We start from the raw sequence: 19,846 nt of genomic DNA, 5'->3' as shown, positions 1-19,846 counted from the left end.
TCACGCGTTCCGGGAAAACTCGACAGGTTGAGGGGAGAGCGCGCCGGTGCTCGTGCGCGGCTTGGAATGGAGACCAACGGGCAAGGCCGCCGCGCACGACGGCTCGATCGCGTCGATCTCGTCGATCACGCCGCGCAGATTGCGCAGCGACGCGTCCTTCACGCGCGGCAGCGCGGCACGCACCTGCTCGCGCAGTTGCGGCAGCGCCGACACGAACCGCTCCAGCACGGCCGCGAGACGCGTCGCGCGCATCGCATCGGCGGGCTTCAGCAGGAAGGCGTCGGACAAGCCGAAATGGCGGAACAGCCCCTGGAACTTGTCCTGATAGGTGAGCGCCGCGACCGGCACGCCCATCCCGAGGCTCGCGATCGCCAGATGCATGCGGCCCGTCACCACGCCGTCGACCTGCCCCGCGATCGCCTTCAGCTCGGCCGCCGACATGCGCGCGCGCGGATAGCAGAGCCGCTCGCCCAACGCCGCGGCCAACGCGCGATGCAGCGGCTCGAGGCACGTGTCGTCGCCGTCGCGGCCGCGATAGTCGTGCGACAGCAGCACGATGCCGAGGCCACGTTGCGCCGCGATCGCGCGAAGCGCGTGCTGCGCCGCCGCGACCAGCGCGGCGATGTCGGCGTCGCTGGCTCCGCGAATCAGCATCGGATGCAGATTGAACGCGATCACGACATCGCCGGCCGCGCGCCGTGCGTCGATCCATGCGGCGGTGTCCCGCACGCTGTCCGAAGCGTGATCCGGCGCCAGCATGAACGCCGAATCCGCGACGAGCGTCGCGGGCGCCGAGCTGAAACGCCTGAATCGATCGAGCGACACGTCGTCGCGAACGTTGACCAGCAGCCGCGCGTCGAGGCGGTCGAACGCGTGCCGCAACGGCCGGTACGGCCGGGCGTTGAAGCTGAAGCCGAGAATCGTGCCGCGCACGCCGCGCCGAACCAGCAGATCGGCCGTCGCGAGCAGACGCAGCGACGTCATCGGCGAGTAGTAGCCGTCCATCACGTCGGCGCCGATGACGACCAGCGCGCTCGGGCGCAGCGCCGCGAGCCGTTCGACCGTGTCGGTGAGCCGCCACGGCTCGCGCCACGCGTCGACCGCATGAAAGCCCATCCGCGTCGCGGCCTGCGCGGCCTGCGGCGTGGCCGTGACGACCGAGACCTGCAACGCGCGGTTGGCCGCCCGCAACCGTTCGACCACCGCGCTCAGCATCGCCTCGTCGCCTTTCGAGCCGACCAGCGTCCACGGATCGCACGGCAATATCAGCAGATGCGCACCGGCCGCTGCGTCGTTGCGCGCGACGCAGCGTGCGGCCTCGCGGCGCCATTGCGCGGTCAATCGCTTCACGTACAGCCACACGCGCAGCCGCTGCTTCAGATCCGCCAGTTTCGACATGTCCGGTTTCCTCTGGATGGTGGAAGGTGCCAGCGCACGCGCGCACGCGCGATGTGCGAGCGTTTCGCGCAGCACGCGCAACTGCGCGTCGTGCCATGCGCGCGCGGCATCGCGCGCCGCCGCGCCCTGTGCGACGCGATGAGCGCGATCCGTCGCGAGACGGACGAGCGCATCGGCGAAACCGCGCGGGTCCGCATCGGGCACGATCGTGACGCCGCCCGCCGCGTGTTCGCCGAGGCCGCGCGCGCCCGTTTGCGTGCTGACGGTCGGCACGCCGAGCGCCATGCTTTCGAGCAGCTTGATGTTGATGCCGGTGCCGAGCAGCATCGGATTGATCGAGATCGGCGCGCACGCGAACGCATCGCCGAGCTCGGCGACCGGGCCGCGCTTGACGACGTGCGCGCCGTCGGGCACGGCCGCGGCGATCGTGCCGGCCAGATGCACGCGAAACGCCGGCAGCCGCGCGACGACGTGCGGCAGGATCTCGTCGACGAAATAATGCATGGCGTCGCGGTTCGGCTGGTTGTCGCTGCCGACGAAGGTCGCGTCGGCATGCGGCGCGCAGTCCACCTGCCGCGGGAACGCCAGCAAGTGGCTCAGTACCGCGACCGACGGCGCGCCATCGCTGCCCAGGCGCGCGGCCAGCGCGTCGCCTTCGTCGGCCTGGATCGCCAGCGCGACGTGCGCGCGACGCAAGCCTTCGCATTCGCGCTCCGGCGGAATCGAAAACATGTAGCGCTTCGCGCCCGCGCGACCGATGAACGGCACGTGCCGGTCCGCGAAGATGTCGTGCGTGTCGAGGACTTTCACGACCGTGTCGGGGAACGCGTCGAGCGCGCGCGAATAAAACACGTATTCGACGAACACGGCGTCGAATGCATGACGGCGCTGCAACGCGCGCAGCTGCGACGAGAAGCTGTCGCTGAACAGTTCGTCGAGGCCCGTGTAGTACGCGTGACGGCTGCCGACCGCCTTCGCCGCCAGCCGGCGCACGAGCCATGCGACGCGCTTGAGCCGATAGCACGCGAGCGCGACGCCCGTGCGATGCAGTACCTGCACGTGGTCGGCGCCGAATTCGTCGCGATGCGCGTCGAGGTCCATGCCGCCGGTCTGCCTCGACTCCAGATAGACGAAGTGCACGTCGCAGCCGAGCGACCGCACCGCGCGCGCCAGATTGAGGATGCGGCTGCGGTTGCCGGCGTTGACCGGAAACAGCGGAACGGGTGAAACGATCGCGACTTTCATGAAGCACTTCCTTTGGGTGGCGCCGGCGGCTGCGCGCCGTCGGGCGCACGATGACGAATGGCGACGAACGCGCCGACCCGCACGGACTGCCCGTGCGCGAAGCCGACGCCATGAACGTAGATGCCGCGTTCGTGATCGACGTCGTGAACGAATGGGCCGCCGGGAACGGGCAGCCAGCGGAACTGCGCGTCGTCGAGCATGCCGGCCGGCGTGTCGGTGTGCAGCGTCATCGGCGGATACGCACCGACGCGCACGGCAGCCGCCGACGCCCCGCGTTCCGGCAGCCGCACCGACGCATAGAGATCCCAGCGCCCGTCGGGCGGCAGCTTGTCGAGCTTCAGCTGGATCGCCCAGACGCCCGAATCGCCGCGAATCGCAATCGCCGCGCCTTCGGGCGCGGCGGCGTCGGCGACCATCCTCGCGCTGTCGTACAGATTCACGCGCGACACGTCGATCGCCCGCCAGTCGGCGGCGGCGACGCCGGCCGCGATCGACGGCGCGACGACCGGATGCCGGTCGATGTCGAGCAATGCATCGAGTGCGGCGAGATCGCCGCTTTGCCGGTACTGGCGCAGGCCGGCCGCCTGAATCGCCGCGTCGAGGCGCGCGCGCCGCGCGCCGAGTGCGAGATCCCAGCCGTCCTGCGCCGCGCGCGCCGCATAACGATCGCGCAGCGCGAGGATCACGAAATCGACGGGCATGCGCGCGGCCCGCACGCGCGCGCCGTGCAGCGCATCGCCGTCGACCGCGCGGGCGGCCGCGTCGAAATCCCGTTCCGACTCGCGCACGAACTCGTACGTGTACATCGACATGCCGAGCGGCGTCTGCTCGGCGAGCACGTCGCCGCTCGCGCGCAGCGCGGCGTGCATGCGGTCGATGTAGCGCACGATGGCGGGGCCGGCCGCGCCGTAATACGCGTCGCAGTATTCGCGCACGAGCGCGCGCGGATCGGCCGGCGGCGTCCACAGCAGCCGCGCGATCAGCCACACGCGCAGGCTCGCGAACTCGCCGCCACGCGACTGCCAGTCGCCCTCCGCGAAGTAGCCGTCGACGTGCGGCAACGTCGCGAGCCACGCGATGCTGCGGCCGATCGGATAGAGATTCGGCGTCGGCTGCAGATAGCCGCCGAAGTTCACGACGTGGTCCCACACGGTCACGTGCTGCGCGGTCTCGTTCCATCGCACGAGGCCGTCGCGCAGCCGTGCGTTGCGCGCGTCGTTCAGTGCGGCGCTGTAGTCGACCTGGATCGTCATCGGGTACACGCGCACGTGGTCCGGGACGAGCATGCCGTCGGGCGGCGCGAAGCCCCAGTGATAGGCCGGCATCGCGAAGCGCGCGCCGGGCACCTCGGCGCGCACGCGCTCCGACACGTCGCGCACGAGGTCGACGAACGCCGCCGACGGCGCATCGCCATGCGCATGCGCAAACGCACGGCTCGCGTCGTCGGGGTCCCAGCCCCAGTCCATCGCGCGGATGCCGAACCAGATGCGCGTCGGGTCGGCGCGACGCTTCAGGCGCTTGACGATCTCCGCGGCCATCGTCGCGCGGACCTCGTCCGACATCATCGCGAGTTGCCCGCCGGCATACCACGACGGGTGCGTCGACGCATGACGGTCGCGCGGCACCAGCGTCCAGAAATCGGCGTCACCGTCGCGCGCGAGCCAGCTGTGATCCCAGATGTCGATACCGGGCGGCGACGGGCGATACGACGGGCCGTGAGATTCGCCGTTCAGCAGGTTGTGCGCACGGAACGCCTTGTCCTCGCCCTCGGCGCTCAGCACCTCGCGATACGCGAAGCGCGGGATCTGCAGCACGGGCGTCGTGTCGACCTGCAGCTCGGGCTGCCGCGGCACTTCGGTCGCATCGGGCGCGAGCCATTTCACGCCGAGCCGGCGGTCGAGCCACCAGTACGCGCCGAACAGCGTGCCGCGCACGGTGTCGCCGGCGATCACGAGATCGCTGCCGCTGCGGCAGATCACGAAGCCGTCGCTGCCGAGCGCCGCGTCGCTGCAGCGGCGCGCCGCATGCTCGCCGCCGACGACGATGGCCGGCGTGCGGCCCGGCGCATCGTTCGACACGGCGAACGACGCGCCGCTGATGCGCGACAGGTAATCGGCGATCTCGTCCGCCGCATGACGCGTGACGGCATCCGCCGCGCCGGCGCGCACGACGTAGCGCGCGACGCCGTGCTGCGCGAGCCGGACGTGCGACGCGGGCGCGCGCTGCGCGCGGGCGCCGCCGCATAGCGCGGCCAGCGCGATGCACGCCGCGATCGCGGCGGATGGCAGGCGCGTCATTGCCGCGCGATCCGCGACACGCCGGGCGGCAACGCGAGCGGCACGTGGAACTTGCGATAGAACCGCCACAGGCTGCGCAGATGATGCCGTCCCGCGCGCGATACGGGGCTCGCGGCCGACTGCCGTTGATGCTCGTGCACGAGCGTGACGCCCGGCATCCCGAGCACGCGATAGCCGGCGAGCCAGGTTCGCGCGCAGAGGTCGACGTCTTCCATGTAGAGGAAATACGCTTCGTCCATCCCCCCGAGCGATTCGAACAGTTCGCGGCGCACCACGAAGCCCGTTCCCATCACCCACTCGGCATCGAACGGATTGCCGCACGCCCACGCGTCGATCATCAGATGCCGGTCGACGCGCGCGCGAAAGCGGTCGGAGCGGCCCAGCGCGGTGCGCCGCGCGAGGATGTCGAGCCAGCTGTAGAAGCGGCGCGCCGAATACTGGCGGCGGCCGTCGGGATACTGCAGGTCGAGCCCGACGAGGCCGGCCTGCGGGCACGCGTCGAACAGGTCGAGCACTTTCGCGAGCCCGTTCTCGTCGAAGCGCGTGTCGGGGTTCACGACCAGCACGTAGTCGCGCCGGCACGCGGCCATCCCGAAGTTCACGCCGGAGCCGAAGCCGCGATTGCACGCCGCGCGCAGCAGCCGGACGCCGCCCGGCAGTTCGCCGCGCAAGCGCGCGTACGAGTCGTCCGGCGACGCGTTCTCGACGACGACGATGTCGCCGGCATGCGCGACGCGCAACGCGATCAATGACGCCACGCATCGCAGCGTCAGGCCGGGCGTGCCGTAGTTGACGACGATGACGCTGATTCTTCCTTCGGTTTCCATCGTGATACCCCGCGCGGTGGTTGAATGTGCTGGCCGGTGGGTCCGGCTCTGTGCGTTGCCGTGCGCGTCATCCCGACGCGCCGACCTGCTCGATGAGTTTCCAGAAGCGGCAAGCCGAGTCGTCCCAGCTGAAGCGGCGCAGCTGCTCGCGGCCGCGTGCGACGAGCGCCTCGCGGCAGCCGGCGTCGGTGCCGAGCCGCCGCATCGCGGCCGCGATGTCGGCGACCGACGCCGGATCGACGAGCATCGCCGCGCTGCCGGCCACCTCGGGCATCGCCGACACGCGCGACGTCAGTACCGGTACGTCCGACGCCATCGCCTCGAGGATCGGCAGCCCGAAGCCCTCGTACCGCGACACGAACGCGACGAACAACGCGCCGCGATACAGCTTCGGCATCGCGTCGTTCGGCACGACGCCAGCGAACGTGACGGCGTCGGCGCAGCGATGCCGCGCCGCGTGCTCGAGCAGCGCCGGATCGGGTGCGCCGGTCAGCATCAGCCGCACGCCGAGCGCGACCAGCCCGCTCGCGCCGAACGCCTCGATCAGCCGGTGCAGGTTCTTGTAGTTGCGCCGGTTGCCCGGATACAGCACGTACGGAAACGGATGGCCGAGCGTGTCGCGGTTGTGCGTGTACGCGTCGTCGGTCCCGTTGTGGATCACGTGCACGCGCTCGGGCGGCATGCCCGACCACGCGAGGAATTCGTCGCGCGTGAACGCCGACACGCAGACGATGGCCGAGCAGCGGCGGTACAGCGGACGCAGCACGGTGTCGTAGTACAGGCGATGCGCACGCGTATAGAAGTGGCGATGCGTGAGGTCGTGCACGACGACGACCGACGGCAGGCCCGGCCACGCGGCCGGTACGAAGCCGGGATTCCAGAACACCGCGTTGCGCGCCGGCAGCTTGCGCAGCGCGCGGCTCAGCGCGAGCGGCGACAGCGGATGCGCGACGCCGCCGCCGACCGGCAACGGGACGATGCGGATGTTGGACGGCGCGCGCGCCGCGTAAGCGGCCATCACGTTGTGGATGCCGGTGGCGGCCGGCCAGCGCGTATCCGTATAGACGGTGACGGGTGCGCGGTCGGTGTGATCGGCGTGATCGCCACGATCCGCGCACGCGGCCACCGCATCGTCCGCCGCCGTCGTCGCAATGGAGAAGGGCGTGCTCATCGCTCAATCCATCCAGCCGAGCAGCCGATGCGACGCCGCGATCCAGTAGTACTTCGCGCGCTGCGGATTGCGGCGCGCGAACGCCAGCGCGCAACCGGCGACAGGCCGCGCGATCATGTACAGCACGTAAGCGAGCGGATAGCGATTGATGCGCAGCACGTGGCCGAAGCCGCGGTTGTAGCGTCGGCCGCGCGCATACGCGTGCTCGTCGAGCACGGCGAGCGGCTCGGGATGATGAACGCGCAACTGCGGGTCGTAGCCGATCCGGCACCCGGCGCGCAACGCACGGACGAGAAAATCCACTTCCTCGCCCGCGCCCCAGCGGCTCGTCGCACCGACGCCCAGCTCGACGTCGAACTGCCCCGCCGCGCTCACCGCCGAGCGGCGCAGGAAGATCGTGTACGACGTCGCGCAGACCCACACGTTGAAGCGGTTCACGGGCTGCGCCGCGGTGGCCCACCGTCCCTGCGACGGCCGCCCCGCGGCATCGATGCTCATGCCGGTCACGCCGTCGAGCATGCGGTCGGCGGACAGCAGCGCGGCGACCGCGTGGAGCGTGCCGGGCCGATACCAGCAGTCGTCGTCGGGGAACGCGACCACGTCGCCCGTCACTGCCTGCAGCCCGACGTTGGTCGCCCGCGACTTGCCCTTCTCCGAACGCAGATGGACGATGCACAGCCGCTCGCGATACCGCTCGACGATGCGCGCGACGCGCGCGTCCGGGTTCTGGTCGACGATGATGACTTCGAGGTCGGCGTAGGTCTGCTGCAGCAGCGAATCGAGCATGCGTTCGATCTCGTCGCTGCGGCCGAGCGTCGCCATGATCAGGGAGAATTTCATCGGATGGGCACGGTAGGGAACGGGGATCGGGGCCGCGCGACGCGCGGTGCGGCGCGCACCGTCCGGCGGACCGCGCGCGGCGCGCGGGCGAACGACGCGAGATAGCCGAGGAACAGGTACGACGTTTCGCTCTGGTGCATCGGATTGATCAGCGACCAGGCGGCGATCGGCGCGAGCAGCAGCATCGCGCGCCGCCCCTGGCCGAGGCCGCCGAAGAACACGGCCCACGCGAGCAGCCCGATCGGACCGGCGACCAGCAGCAGGTCCAGCGGCGCGCAAAACACGGCGCTCGTGCCCTCGCCGAGCCCGCGCACGGCGACCGCCGAATGCGAGAAGTAATGCTCGACGAAGCCGAAGCCGTGGCCGATCCAGTCGCGGCCGACGAGCTTGACCGACTCGACGAACGCAAGGCCGCGCTCCTGCTGCAGCCGCACCTGCAGCTGGTCGCCGGTCAGCTCGCGCGTGAACATGTACAGATAGAACGCCGCGCCGGCGGCCATCGTCAGCACCTTCGCGAACAGATGGCCGCGCACCTGCAGCAGGATCACGAGCGCGCACGCGATCAGCACCGTCTTCGATTCGCTCAGCAGCGTCACGACCAGCGCGAGCGCGACGAACTTCGCGACGTCGGACACGCGGCGCGGCGACTGCAGGAAGCACGCGTACGCGCTCAGGAAGAAGAACGCCGCGAACCAGTTGCGCTCCTTGAACGACCCGTGAACGGCGTTCTGCATGAAATCGACCTTCTCGTACAGCACGGGCACGTCGAAGTACTGCAGCGCGTACTGGATCGCGACGAATGCCGCGATCGCGACATAGCCGAACGGCAGCGGCCGCCGGCACGCACGCGCACCGTAGTAGCGGCCGATCAGATAGAACGCCGGCATCACGAAGATGAATTTCACGATCTGCTCGGCGGCCTTGAAGCGCGGATAGCCGGACAGGAAGGTGGTCGACAGCGCGGCGCCCGCGAACAGCGCGAACGCCCACACTTCCCATGCGCCGACGTGGATGCGCCGACGCACCAGCAGCACCGGCAGCACCAGCACCGCGAACAGCTGTCCGAGCTGCGCGCCGCCGATCTTCAGGAACTGGATCGAATTCAGCAGCAGCAGCGCCAGCAGGACCGCATCGGCGACGTCGAGGCGCGCGCGCCGCGCGGGCGTCGGCGCGGCGGAATGCGACAGCGGACGAACGGCGGCGCTCATGTCGCGCTCCTCGCCGCGCGCAGCGCGATCAGCATCGACACGGTGCGGCGCGCGGCGTCGCGGCGCAGCATCCACGTCGCGCCGACGTACGCGCTCGCGAAGCAGACGATCAGCAGCGGCAATCGGACCAGGACCGGCACGCCGCCGAGATGCACGCCCGCCTGTCGCACGATCGCCGCGCAGCCGAGGGCGATCAGATACGGCGGCACGAGCCGGCCCAGCAGCCGCGTGCGGTCCACGGCCAGCTCGACGACGACCGCGCCGAAACTGAGCGGCGTGATGCACAGCACCGCGCCGACGTACAGCCATGCGAGCTGCGCGACGCGATGCGACGGCACGGCCACCATCGTCGCCAGCACCAGCGCGAGCTTGACGAGCGTCAGCCACATCGTCACGTGCGGGCGGCCGCGCGCCGCGAGGAACGCGCCGTTGACGAACTGAACCGTCTGCACGGCCCCGAGCGCCATCAGCGGCGTCATGACCGCGGCGCTGGCGGCCCAGCGCGCACCGAACAGCACGATCGTGATGTCGTGGCTCAACACGGCCATCAGCACGAACAGCGGCGCCGCCGTCATCGCCGCGAGGCCGGTGACGTCGACGTAGGTGGCCGCCATCCGCTCGGCGTCGTGCGCGACGCGCGACAGCACGGCGAGCGCGACGTCGGTCGCCGCGCGGCACAGCAGCTCGAGCGCCGTCTGATAGAGCCGCGCGCCGATCGCATAGATGCCGAGGCCGGCCGCGCCGTACAGCGCGACGACGATCAGGTCGACGGTGCGCGTCGCCCACCAGTCGATCAGCCGCGCGGCGACGACATGCGCGCCGAAGCGCGCGAGCGGCGCGAACGTCGACACGTTGCGGCGGCCGCGCGGACGCCACACCGGCCGGCGCCACAGCCACGCCGCGGACACCGTCATGAAGGTCGCCGCCTGCGCGATCAGGCTCCACGCGCCGGCGCCGGCCACCGCGAGCGCAACGGCCACCGCGCCCGCGACGCTCACCGACACGAGCTGGCGCATCGCAAGCGTCCGGAAATCGAGCCGCCGCTTGTACAGCGCCTCCTGAAACGAGCCGGCCGAGCCGATCGGCACGAACGCGGCGGCCACCCGCAGATACGGCGCGAGCCCCGGCACGCCGAGCCATGCTTCGACGCGCGCGGCGAGCGCGAACAGCACGGCCGCGAGCACGACGGCCATGCCGATCGAGAACGCGAACGGCCATTCGAGATCGTCGTCGGCGAGCGCGGCGCGCTGGACCACCGCATCGCCGAGGCCGCCTTCGGCGATCATCAGCACCAGCGACAGCGACAACGTGACCGCCGCGGCAAGGCCGACGTCGGCCGGACCGAGCCAGCGCGCGACCAGCAGATACGTGACGAGCGTGACGAGCTTGCCGCCCCAGGCCTGCACCAGCGCCCACGCGAGGCCGCGCACGGTGCGCGCGCCGAGCCGCTCGCCGCCGGGCGACGCGTGCGCCTGCGCATGAGCGTGCGCGGGCGCGGCGTGCGGCGCGAACTCGCGCAGCGCCGGCTCAGTGCTCGGTTTCATATGCGTAATTCCGTTCGCCGTACGTGCCGTAGACGGCCTGCCGGCGCGGCACGTCGTTCAGCACCACGCCGCTGATCGCGATGCCCGCGTTGCGCAGGCGTCGCTCCGCCTCGCGGATCTCCGGCATCGAACTGCGGCCGTGCCGCACGCACAGCAGCGTCGTCGCGCCGTGGCGGCCGATGGTCGCCGCGTCGTGCAGCGCGAGGATCGGCGCGGTGTCGACGATGACGATGTCGTAGCGCCGCGACGCGGCGTCGAGCACGGTCTTGAAGCGGCCGTCGTTGAACAGCTCGGACGTGCGCGCGACCGCGCCGCGCGGCAGCACGTCGACGCCGGCGATCGACGTGCGCTGCACGCCGCGCTCGAGCGCGCCGCTCGCGATCACGTCGGGCAGCCCCGGCGCGGCCGGCAGGCCGAAGTGCCGATGCGCCTGGCCGCGACGGATGTCCGCGTCGATCAGCAGCACGCGCTTGCCGCCCGACGCGAACAGCGACGCGAGGTTCGCGCACAGGAACGACTTGCCGGCGTTCGGCTGCGGGCTCGTGACCATGATCACGTGGTGGCCCGTCTCGGACAGCGTGAACTGCAGCGTCGTGCGCAGGCTGCGGATCGCGTCGACGGTGACGTCCTCCGGGATCTCGGAGGCGAGCACGTGCGGGCCCTGCGCCGCGCGCTGCTGGCTGCGCACGAGGCGCCGCTGCTCGCGGCTGTGCGGCACCACCGCATAGACCGGCACGCCGAGCGCCTGCTCCAGATGCTCCGAGTGTTCGACGCGGCCCCACACGGCGCGCTGCGCGAACGGCGCGGCCACGCCGAGCGCGATGCCGACGCACAGCGACAGCGCGATCACGAGCAGGCGCTTCGGCTTGACCGGCTTCACCGGCAGCACCGGCTGGTCGACCGCGCGGACGTTGCCGATCTCGCTCTGCTTCGCGATGTTCAGCTGCTGCGCGGTGTTCAGCAGGTTGGTGTACAGCTCGGTGTTCACGCGCACGTCGCGCAACACCGCGAGGCCCTCGCGCTCCGTATCGGGCAGCCGCGCTTCGCGTGCGCGCAGTTCCGCCGCCTTGCCCGCCAGTTCGGCGAGGTTCGCATCGAGCGCCTGCACGGCCGGATGACCGTCGGCGAAGCGCGCGATCAGGTCGACGCGCTTTTGCTTGAGTTCGAGCATGCGCGTGTCGATGTCGACTTCCTGGCCGAGCAGCAGCTTGCCCTGCTCGTCGAGATCGACCGTGCGCGTGCGCGCGCGGAACTTCGCGTAGCGCTCCTCGGCGTCCTTCAGCGTCTGCTCGACCGCCGGCATGCTGATCTTCAGCGACTCGAGCGTGGCGGCCGCCTCCTTGCTCCGGTAGTCGCGGTTCTGCGCGACGTAGCCGTCCACCACCGCCTTCAGGATCTCCCTGATGCGCACCTTGTCGTCGCCCTCGAGCGTGACCGACAGGATCCCCGACTGCTTCGCCTTTTCCTCGACGCTCAGATCGTCCTGCAGTTGCGCGACGGCCTCGATCTGCGGGATGTGCTTGAGCCGGAACGTCGTGCCGGGGCGCGCGTCGAGCGCCGCGACCAGCAGCGTCAGCGGCTTGCCCTGGTACTCGCCATGCGCCGGTGCGCCGACCGCGCCGCTCAGCACGATGGCGTCGTCGTCGTCCCGCAGCATGTAGCGGCCGCCGTCCAGCGCGGTCACGGTGAACCACAGCCCGTCCAGCGCATCGACGCCGTCGTGGCTCGTCGCGCCGGCCGTCTCGAACGTCGCGACGTCGAACCGCTCGCCGCCCCACGCGAAGCGCGACAGGCCCCACAGCGGCGGCGCGATGCCTTCGCCGCGATAGCGGCGCGCGACCCAGCGGCCGATCAGCGGCACATAGCGCGGCGCGGCGACGAGGTTCAGATGCTGCTTGGTGACGACCGCGTCGATCACCATGCGCGCGCGCACGAGCTCGAGTTCGGCTGCGGTGGTGCTGCCGTTGTCGAGCAGCGCCGCGATGTCGTGCAGCGGCGAGTTGCCGGCGGCGGTCGATTCGTTGACCTGGATCGTCGCGTCGACCCGATACACCGGCGTCGCGAACACCGCGTACAGCAGGCCCAGCAGGAACACACCGGCCGCGATGCCGAGCACGAGGCGCCAGCGCGCCAGCACGATGTCCACGTAGGACGAGAGCGGCGCATCGTCGTACAACGCCGCGTCGTAGAGCCGTGTTTCGGAGAGGTCGTTCATGGCGAATCCAGTGTCTATCGGGTTACGGCGGGATTACGGCGCGGTCGCTGCGACGCGGCGGGCGATCATTTCGCGACGAGCGCGCCGGTCATGCCGGCATTGATCGCGGGCAGCAGCAGCGACAGCACGCGGCTGAAGCGCACGAGGCCGTTGCCGTCGACATAGACGACGTCCTTCGGCGCGAGCCTGAAGTCGTTCGCGAGGACCATCGCGACCGGCGACTTCGCGTCGAGATGGAACACGTCCGGCGTACGCGAGCCGCGCGCGCGGATCACGTACACCTGCGCGGTGTCGGCGGTGCCGCTGTTGAAGCTGCCGGCCTGCTGCAACGCGTCGCCGAGCGTGAGCGACCCGTCGCGCAGCGGTAGCGCGAGCGTCGGCTTCGTGACCTCGCCCATCACGTATGCGCCGCTGTCCTCGCGCGACTGCACGCGCAGCACGTCGCGATTGCGCAGCAGGATGCGCGCCGGGTCGATCCGCCGCGCGACGAGCCGCGACAGGTCGAGCACGTAGCGCGCGTCGCCGCGCAGCAGCTCGATCCGGCTGCGGTCGGCGGTGGGCTGCAGGCCGCCCGCACGATCGAGCGCCTCGATGAGCGTCATCGGCACGTCGTTGATCGGCTGGTTGCCGGGATTGCGCACCTCGCCTTCGACATAGACCTGCTGGCTGCGGTACGACGTGACGCGCACGGTGACCTGCGGATCGCGGAACGTTTTCGCGAGCGCGACGCGGAACGCATCGCGCACCTCGGTCGTCGTCCTGCCCGCGACCGCGAGCGTGCCGACATACGGAAACTGCACGCTGCCGTTCTCGTCGACGACGAAGCCGCCGACCGGGTCGCTCGGCCGTTGCGTCGACGACGTCTGATTGGTCGGCGCCGCCGCGGACAGCTCCGGGTGGTCCCACACCGTGATCTGCAGCACGTCGCCCGCGCCGATGCGGTAACCGCCCTTCCCACGCTCGGCCAGCAGCGCATCGACGTTCGCCGACCGGTCGCCGGCGTCGCCGCCGTCGCCGTCGCGCATCCGCTGCAGCAGGTCGACGTCGATCTCGCGGATCGGCACGTCGAGCGCCCGCGCCGGCTCGCCGTTGCGCGCACTGCTCAGCTGAAGGGCCGGCGCGTCGTTCATCCGCATGCCCGGTGCGACCGCGCAGCCGGCCACGACAACGGACAGTGCGAGCGGCGCCAGCGCGCGGCCCCAGCGGCCCGGTCGGCCCCAGCGGCCCCAGTGGCCTGCGGTCGATACAACGTCTGATGCTCGATTCATTGCGGCCTCGTATGTCGGGCTGTCGTTGCGTCCGTCGCGGCAGCAGGCGCACGGCGGCTCTCGTTTCGTTGCGCGACGGCGAGCGTCCGTGCGCGCCGCTCGCATGCGTTGCGGTCGGTCACCATGGCGAGCGAGCCCACGGTGGCGCGAGGCCGGGCCAGTCGTCGCGCGCACCGTCCTGCGCGCCGCGAGTCGGAACCGCGACGCGGCGCGCGTGGCCGGCGCGCGGCACGCCCGGCAGGTCGGGCGCGTCGAGCGAGAGCGCACGCATGCGCCGCTCGATCGGCAGCAGCGCGTAATCGCCGGCTGCCGGCACGGCAACGCCGGACGCGGCCGCCGGCTTTGCACGCGCGCCACGCGGGCCATCCGCGCGCGACGGCGCGACGTTCGCGAGGCCGGCGAGCCCACGCGCCGACACCGTCAGCGCAGCGGCCGCACACGCACCGCCGTGCGGCGCCGCTGCGCCGATCGCGCACGCAAGCATCGCGAATCGCAGCACGCGCCGTCGCATCACGCGCCTCCATGTGCGGCGGCGGCCGGAATGCGCACGATCCACTGCGCGACCGCGCGCTCGATATGGGCGGCCACGGCATCGAACACGTCTGCCGACTTGCCGACCGGATCCTCGATATCGCGCTTGGTCGCGTGGTCGAGCTGGAACACGCGGCCGCGCGCAAACGGATAGCGGCGTTCGATTTCGCGGCACTGGACGAGCGTCATCGCGAGAATCAGCTGCGAGGCGCGCACGTGGCCCAGATGCACGGGCTGCGCGATATGCGGCGTGAGGTCGAAGCCGCGCGCGCGCATCGCGTCGATCGCGGCCTGCGCGGCGGGCCGCCCGGCCAGCGCGATCAGTCCCGCGCTGCGCACCTGGATGAACGGCAGCGCCCGCGCAAGCATCGCGCTCGCCATCGGGCTGCGGCATGCGTTGCCGTCGCAAACGATCAGAATGCGTTCGATCATGGGCGGCCTCAGTACGCGTTCGGATGCACGAAGCCCTTCAGCACCGTGGCCGCGACGATTCGCATGTCGAGCCCGAAGGACCAGTTGCGCAGGTAATAGAGGTCGTGCTGGACGCGCCCGACCATCTTGTCGAGCTGATCGGTTTCGCCGCGATAGCCGTTGACCTGCGCCCAGCCGGTGATACCGGGCTTGATCCGGTAGCGATGGATGTAGCCGTCGACGAGCGGCCGGTACAGATCGTCGTGCTCGATCGCATGCGGCCGCGGCCCGACGACCGACATGTCGCCGCGCAGTACGTTGAAGAACTGCGGCAGTTCGTCGAGGCTCGTGCGGCGCAGGAATGCGCCGACCCGCGTGATGCGCGCATCGCCGCGCGTGGCCTGACGCACGACGCCGGCCGGGTCGGCGTGTACGCGCATGGTGCGGAACTTGTAGATGCGGAAGACGCGGCCGTCCGCGCCTTTCCGATACTGCGTAAACAGCACCGGGCCCGGCGACGACAGCTTCACCGCGACGGCGATCGCGCCGAGCAGCGGCGCGAGCGCGACGAGCGCCGCCGCCGCGAACACGCGGTCGAACAGCGCCTTCTGCAGCAGCGCGCGATGCGACATCGGCGACGCGACCAGATTGATCGCGGGCATCCCGACCAGATCCATCATCGTGCCGCCGAGCCACGCAATGCTGCGCATGTCCGGCATGAAGCGGATGTTGACGAGGTCGTCGCCGAACGCCTTCAACACGCGCCGGATCGTGCGCTCCTCGCAGATCGGCACCGCGAGCCAGATTTCGGTGGCCGCTTCGGCGCGCACGGCCGCGGCGAACGCGGCGAAGTCGGTGATCGCCGGAAGCACGCCGTTGGACGCGCCGGCCGGATCGTGGAACAGCACCGGGCGAAAGCCGCTCGCGGGCGACAGCGCGAGCGTCTCGATCACGCGCACCGCATAGGCGCCGCTGCCGACGATCGCCACCTTGCGCAGGTTCAGGCCCGCATGCCTGACGCGCGCGAGCATCGCATACGCGAGCATGCGCATCGCGATGAATCCGCATCCGGCGATGCCGGTCCAGTACGCGAACCACAGGCGCGACACCTGATCGGCCCGATGCAGCGCGAACAGCAGCACCAGGTTGCAGGCCTGCACCGCGATCCACGCGGCGCTGATGCGGCTGATCATCGCGATCCACGAGCGCCCGCGCCACGACTGATACACCTGCAAGGCCGGGAACACGGCGAGCGTCAGCATCACGACGAACGGCACGACCATCGCGTCGGATCGGCCGAGCGTATCGTCGGCGAAGCGCACATGCGACGCGACGGCCGCCGCGGCCACCACGACCACCGCGTCGAGCACGCGCGCCACCATCGACTGAACTCCAAACATGGGCTTTCTCCACGCGGCGCACGAGCGCGCCGCAATCGCGGTCACACGCGTCCGTAGGCGTCGTCGAAGCGGACGATGTCGTCTTCGCCGAGATAGCTGCCGGTCTGCACTTCGATGATTTCCAGCGGCAGCCGCCCCGGGTTTTCGAGCCGGTGGCGCACGCCCATCGGGATGTACGTCGATTCGTTCTCGCCGAGCAGGAACTGCTCGTCGCCGCGCGTGACCGCCGCGGTGCCTTTCACGACGGTCCAGTGTTCGGCGCGATGGTGATGCATCTGCAACGACAGACGCGCGCCCGGATCGACGACGATCCGCTTCACCTGAAAGCGCTCGCCGCGATCGACCGAGTCGTAACAGCCCCAAGGACGCCGCACGAGCCGATGCGTGTCGGCTTCCGCGCCGCGCTCGGCCTTGATCCGTGCCACCAGCGACTTGACGCCCTGAACCTGCTCGCGGTTCACCACCAGCACCGCATCAGGCGTCTCGACCACCGCCACGTTGCTGACGCCGACGCACGCGACGAGCCGGCCCTCGGAATGCGCGTAGCACGCGGCTGCGTCCTCGAACATCACGCGCCCGCGCCCGGCGTTGCCGTTCGCGTCCTTGTCGAGCGCGGCCCACACCGCGTCCCACGAACCGAGATCGGACCAGCCCGCGTCGAGCGGCACCGCAACGGCCGTCGGCGGTTCGGCGAGCGACGAGAGCCGCTCCATCACCGCGTAGTCGATCGAGTTCGACGGACACGCGGCGAACGGCTGCGCGGCCGGATGGAAGCAGTCCGCCGCGGCGGCGCCGTCGCGGATCGCGGCGACGCACGCGTGATGAATCTCCGGCGCAAGCGCGGCGATCGCACGCAGCCACACGCTGGCGCGCACGACGTAGATCCCGCTGTTCCACCAGTGCGACCCGGACGCGACGTAATGCGCGGCGATTTCCGGCGCGGGCTTCTCGACGAACGCATCGAGCGCGAACGCGCCCGCGGCGCCGTCCAGCGCCACCGGCATGCCGGTGCGCAGATAGCCGAAGCCCGAATCGGCATGCGTCGGCCGCACGCCGAGCGTCGCGAGGCAACCGAGCTGCGCGTAGCGCAACGCCGTCTCCATCGCACGCTCGAAAGCGGCCGTATCGGCGATCGCGTGATCGGCCGGCATCACCGCCAGCACCGCATCGCCGTGCCGCACGCGCGCGAGTTCGGCCGCGAGCGTCATGGCGGGCGCCGTGTCGCGCCGCGCCGGCTCGACGATCACCTGCGCGCGCAGCTCGCTCGCCGCGAGCTGGCGCACCGTGATGTGCCGATGCGCATCGCCGCACACCACCTGCGCAGCGGCCAGCTCGAACGTCGCGGACAGACCGCGCACGCGACGCAGCGTCGATTCCAGCAACGATTCGTCGCCGACGAGCTGCGTCAGCTGCTTCGGATGCTGCTCGCGCGACATCGGCCACAGCCGCGTGCCCGCGCCGCCGGCCAGGATCACCGGCACGACCGCGGCGGCGGCGGCGGCGCCGCGGCCGGGTTCGTGCAGATCCGCAGCGGCAATGCGCGCATTACCGATGGAAGCGAGTTCGCCCATTTTTGCGCTCCTCAATACAAGCTCTTTTCACATGCGCGGAAATGCCGGACGCGTTAAGCCCTCGGTATCCCGATGCATCGCACATTCGCCGCGAATGCGATTCATTCGCGCGAACCAATCAATTAATTCGAATGCCCTTATGAAATCGAATTCGCGACTAGCGGACCCACGCCACGATTCGCGAGGGCCATGCGGACGTTGAACGCACTGCAGCCTGCTCGAAAGCGCGCATCGCACCGTTATGTACAGGCGCGGAAAACGGCTCGATAACACGCAATGGGGCGACGGACATGTCGTGCCGCAGCAATCCGCAATGGACGCGCGAGCGGACCTGCTCCGTCGATTGAAGGCCCAGCCCCGGCCGCCTTGCCCCCACGGCGCGGCCGGTGATCGGAATGCTTGTGTAATTCATGGTTGGTCTAACGTTATGGTATTAACTACTGCGGCACATGGCATTTAATGCAGGTTCCGTGCCACCGCTGCGCATTCTGATGCTGCAGCGCGGAAAACCATCGATAAACCAATGACCTAGGTGTGCGGGCCAATAATCTGAATAAATCGAAACAGGCCGGTGTAACGTTTGCGCGAATGCCGCGTTCTCGGCCGTTACGTAACGACACGCCGTAACGCAGATGCGTTACGGATTGCGAGATCACACGCGGCGGGCGATTTTCTGCCCGAGCAAATCATTCGCCCGTTTCATCCATGAATAATCGAATATCGCAATAGCGCGGCGCGGTTCATCCATGAATCGATGCGCGCTTGAACGCATGCGAAAAACGACAAAAAGAGAACCGCTCCGCTGCGGGATTCGAGTCGCGACGTTCATGCGCACCGGCGATCCGGTAGCGATCCGGTGGCGATCGGAAAGCGATTCGCGCGACGCATCGCGCGTCGGCTGCGACAATGTCGCCGTCGCATCAATTCGAGGCATCGATGGAACTCAGGCAACTGCGCTATTTCGTCTGCGTGGTCGAGCACGGCAGCATGGGCAAGGCGGCGCTGGAGCTCGGCGTCGTGACGTCGGCGCTGAGCCAGCAGATCAGCCGGCTCGAGAGCGAGTTGTCCACGCGCCTGCTGCAGCGAACCTCCACGGGCGTCGTGCCGACCGACGCGGGGCTCGCCTTCTGGCGACAGGCGCAGCTCGCGTTGCGCCACATCGACGATGCGGCGCTCGCCGCCCGTCAGGCGCGCCTGTCCGGGCACGTCAGCGTGGGGCTCGCGCCGAGCACCACGGGCGTGCTCGGCCTCGCGTTCATGAAGGCGATGCGGCAGCGCTATCCCGAGGTGCGGCTGCGCATGGTCGAGAGCCTGTCCGGCTACCTCGGCGCAATGCTGAGCGCGCGGCAGATCGACCTGGCCGTGCTGTTCCGCGAGGAGCCCGCACAGCGCTGGAGCGTCATGCCGCTGCTCGACGAGCATCTGTTCGTGATCGGCTGCGCCGGCCAGCCCGGCATGCCCGAAGGGTCGCCCGTGGGTCTCGCGCAGCTCGGCGCGCTGCCGCTGATCCTGCCCAGCGGCCCGCATGGCTTGCGCGCGCTGCTCGATGCCGCGTTCGCGCGCACCGGCTTTACGCCGCACATCACCGCCGAAGTCGACGGCCTCGCGATGCTGATGGACGCGGTGCGCGGCGGCCTCGGCGCAACCATCCAACCGGGCGCGGCGCTCGCGCGGCTCGAGAATGCGGCGCTCGCGAGCGTTCCGATTGCCGACGCGCATGCGACGCGGCCCAACCTGATCGCGAGCGTGTCCGACGACGAGCTGTCGCCGGCCGGGCTGGCCGCGCGCGTCGTACTCGCCGACGTGGCGCGCGAAATCGTCGCGGCCGGCCGCTGGCCGGGCGCCACGCTGCGCACGTAGCCCTTCCCTTCACGAAAACTGAAGACGTGTTGCCGTCCGCGTGATGGCGGCGTGTCGCGT

15 protein-coding genes are annotated in these 19,846 nt (G+C 70.2%); 1 reads left to right on the top strand and 14 read right to left on the bottom strand.

Translation table 11 applies throughout. From position 1 onward, the window contains the following. The 14 genes from MYA_RS24710 to MYA_RS31500 all read right to left on the bottom strand — a co-directional run bounded on the left by MYA_RS24710 (nucleotide 1) and on the right by MYA_RS31500 (nucleotide 18,860). The gene (locus tag MYA_RS24710; protein ID WP_014725578.1) at nucleotides 1-2,643 is read right to left on the bottom strand and encodes a polysaccharide pyruvyl transferase family protein; all 2,643 of its coding nucleotides are present in this window, start codon (nucleotides 2,641-2,643) and stop codon (nucleotides 1-3) included. Next, nucleotides 2,640-4,940 carry a DUF4838 domain-containing protein gene (locus MYA_RS24705; RefSeq protein WP_014725577.1) on the bottom strand — a complete coding sequence of 767 codons (2,301 nt, stop codon included), beginning with the start codon at nucleotides 4,938-4,940 and terminating at the stop codon, nucleotides 2,640-2,642. Before MYA_RS24705 ends, MYA_RS24710 begins: the two co-directional genes overlap by 4 nt. After that, nucleotides 4,937-5,767 carry a glycosyltransferase family 2 protein gene (locus MYA_RS24700; RefSeq protein ID WP_014725576.1) on the bottom strand — a complete coding sequence of 277 codons (831 nt, stop codon included), beginning with the start codon at nucleotides 5,765-5,767 and terminating at the stop codon, nucleotides 4,937-4,939. Before MYA_RS24700 ends, MYA_RS24705 begins: the two co-directional genes overlap by 4 nt. A 67-nt stretch (nucleotides 5,768-5,834) precedes the next feature. Next, a complete protein-coding gene (locus MYA_RS24695) occupies nucleotides 5,835-6,938 on the bottom strand; it encodes a glycosyltransferase family 4 protein (RefSeq protein ID WP_014725575.1) in 1,104 nt (367 codons plus the stop codon). 3 nt (nucleotides 6,939-6,941) lie between these two features. Further along, nucleotides 6,942-7,778 carry a glycosyltransferase family 2 protein gene (locus MYA_RS24690; RefSeq protein WP_014725574.1) on the bottom strand — a complete coding sequence of 279 codons (837 nt, stop codon included), beginning with the start codon at nucleotides 7,776-7,778 and terminating at the stop codon, nucleotides 6,942-6,944. Continuing rightward, complete coding sequence (locus MYA_RS24685) at nucleotides 7,775-8,986, bottom strand: hypothetical protein (protein ID WP_014725573.1); 1,212 nt, start codon at nucleotides 8,984-8,986, stop codon at nucleotides 7,775-7,777. The genes MYA_RS24690 and MYA_RS24685 overlap by 4 nt, the downstream gene beginning before the upstream one ends. Next, a complete protein-coding gene (locus MYA_RS24680) occupies nucleotides 8,983-10,530 on the bottom strand; it encodes an oligosaccharide flippase family protein (RefSeq protein WP_014725572.1) in 1,548 nt (515 codons plus the stop codon). The genes MYA_RS24685 and MYA_RS24680 overlap by 4 nt, the downstream gene beginning before the upstream one ends. Beyond that, the gene (locus MYA_RS24675; RefSeq protein ID WP_014725571.1) at nucleotides 10,514-12,745 is read right to left on the bottom strand and encodes a polysaccharide biosynthesis tyrosine autokinase; all 2,232 of its coding nucleotides are present in this window, start codon (nucleotides 12,743-12,745) and stop codon (nucleotides 10,514-10,516) included. Before MYA_RS24675 ends, MYA_RS24680 begins: the two co-directional genes overlap by 17 nt. Nucleotides 12,746-12,810: 65 nt before the next feature. Next, a complete protein-coding gene (locus tag MYA_RS24670; protein WP_014725570.1) occupies nucleotides 12,811-14,013 on the bottom strand; it encodes a polysaccharide biosynthesis/export family protein in 1,203 nt (400 codons plus the stop codon). A 118-nt stretch (nucleotides 14,014-14,131) separates the two neighbouring features. Further along, complete coding sequence (locus MYA_RS24665) at nucleotides 14,132-14,524, bottom strand: hypothetical protein (RefSeq protein WP_014725569.1); 393 nt, start codon at nucleotides 14,522-14,524, stop codon at nucleotides 14,132-14,134. Further along, nucleotides 14,524-14,976, bottom strand: coding sequence for an arsenate reductase/protein-tyrosine-phosphatase family protein (locus tag MYA_RS24660; RefSeq protein WP_014725568.1), 453 nt, complete (start codon nucleotides 14,974-14,976; stop codon nucleotides 14,524-14,526). The genes MYA_RS24665 and MYA_RS24660 overlap by 1 nt, the downstream gene beginning before the upstream one ends. Before the next feature lie 8 nt (nucleotides 14,977-14,984). After that, on the bottom strand, nucleotides 14,985-16,355 hold the full coding sequence (locus MYA_RS24655; protein WP_014725567.1) for an undecaprenyl-phosphate glucose phosphotransferase: 1,371 nt from the start codon (nucleotides 16,353-16,355) through the stop codon (nucleotides 14,985-14,987). Between the two features lie 41 nt (nucleotides 16,356-16,396). Continuing rightward, nucleotides 16,397-17,926 carry a mannose-1-phosphate guanylyltransferase/mannose-6-phosphate isomerase gene (locus MYA_RS24650; protein ID WP_014725566.1) on the bottom strand — a complete coding sequence of 510 codons (1,530 nt, stop codon included), beginning with the start codon at nucleotides 17,924-17,926 and terminating at the stop codon, nucleotides 16,397-16,399. Between the two features lie 652 nt (nucleotides 17,927-18,578). Continuing rightward, nucleotides 18,579-18,860 (bottom strand): hypothetical protein, encoded by a 282-nt coding sequence (locus MYA_RS31500; protein ID WP_148278604.1) that lies wholly within the window; start codon nucleotides 18,858-18,860, stop codon nucleotides 18,579-18,581. Between the two features lie 2 nt (nucleotides 18,861-18,862). Between MYA_RS31500 and MYA_RS24645 the strand changes: the two genes are divergently transcribed. After that, nucleotides 18,863-19,786, top strand: coding sequence for a LysR family transcriptional regulator (locus tag MYA_RS24645; protein ID WP_011879756.1), 924 nt, complete (start codon nucleotides 18,863-18,865; stop codon nucleotides 19,784-19,786). The last annotated feature ends 60 nt before the right edge of the window (nucleotides 19,787-19,846 follow it).

The organism is Burkholderia sp. KJ006, assembly GCF_000262695.1.
In the GTDB taxonomy this organism is placed as follows: domain Bacteria; phylum Pseudomonadota; class Gammaproteobacteria; order Burkholderiales; family Burkholderiaceae; genus Burkholderia; species Burkholderia vietnamiensis.
This window is presented reverse-complemented; position numbering and strand designations above follow the sequence as displayed.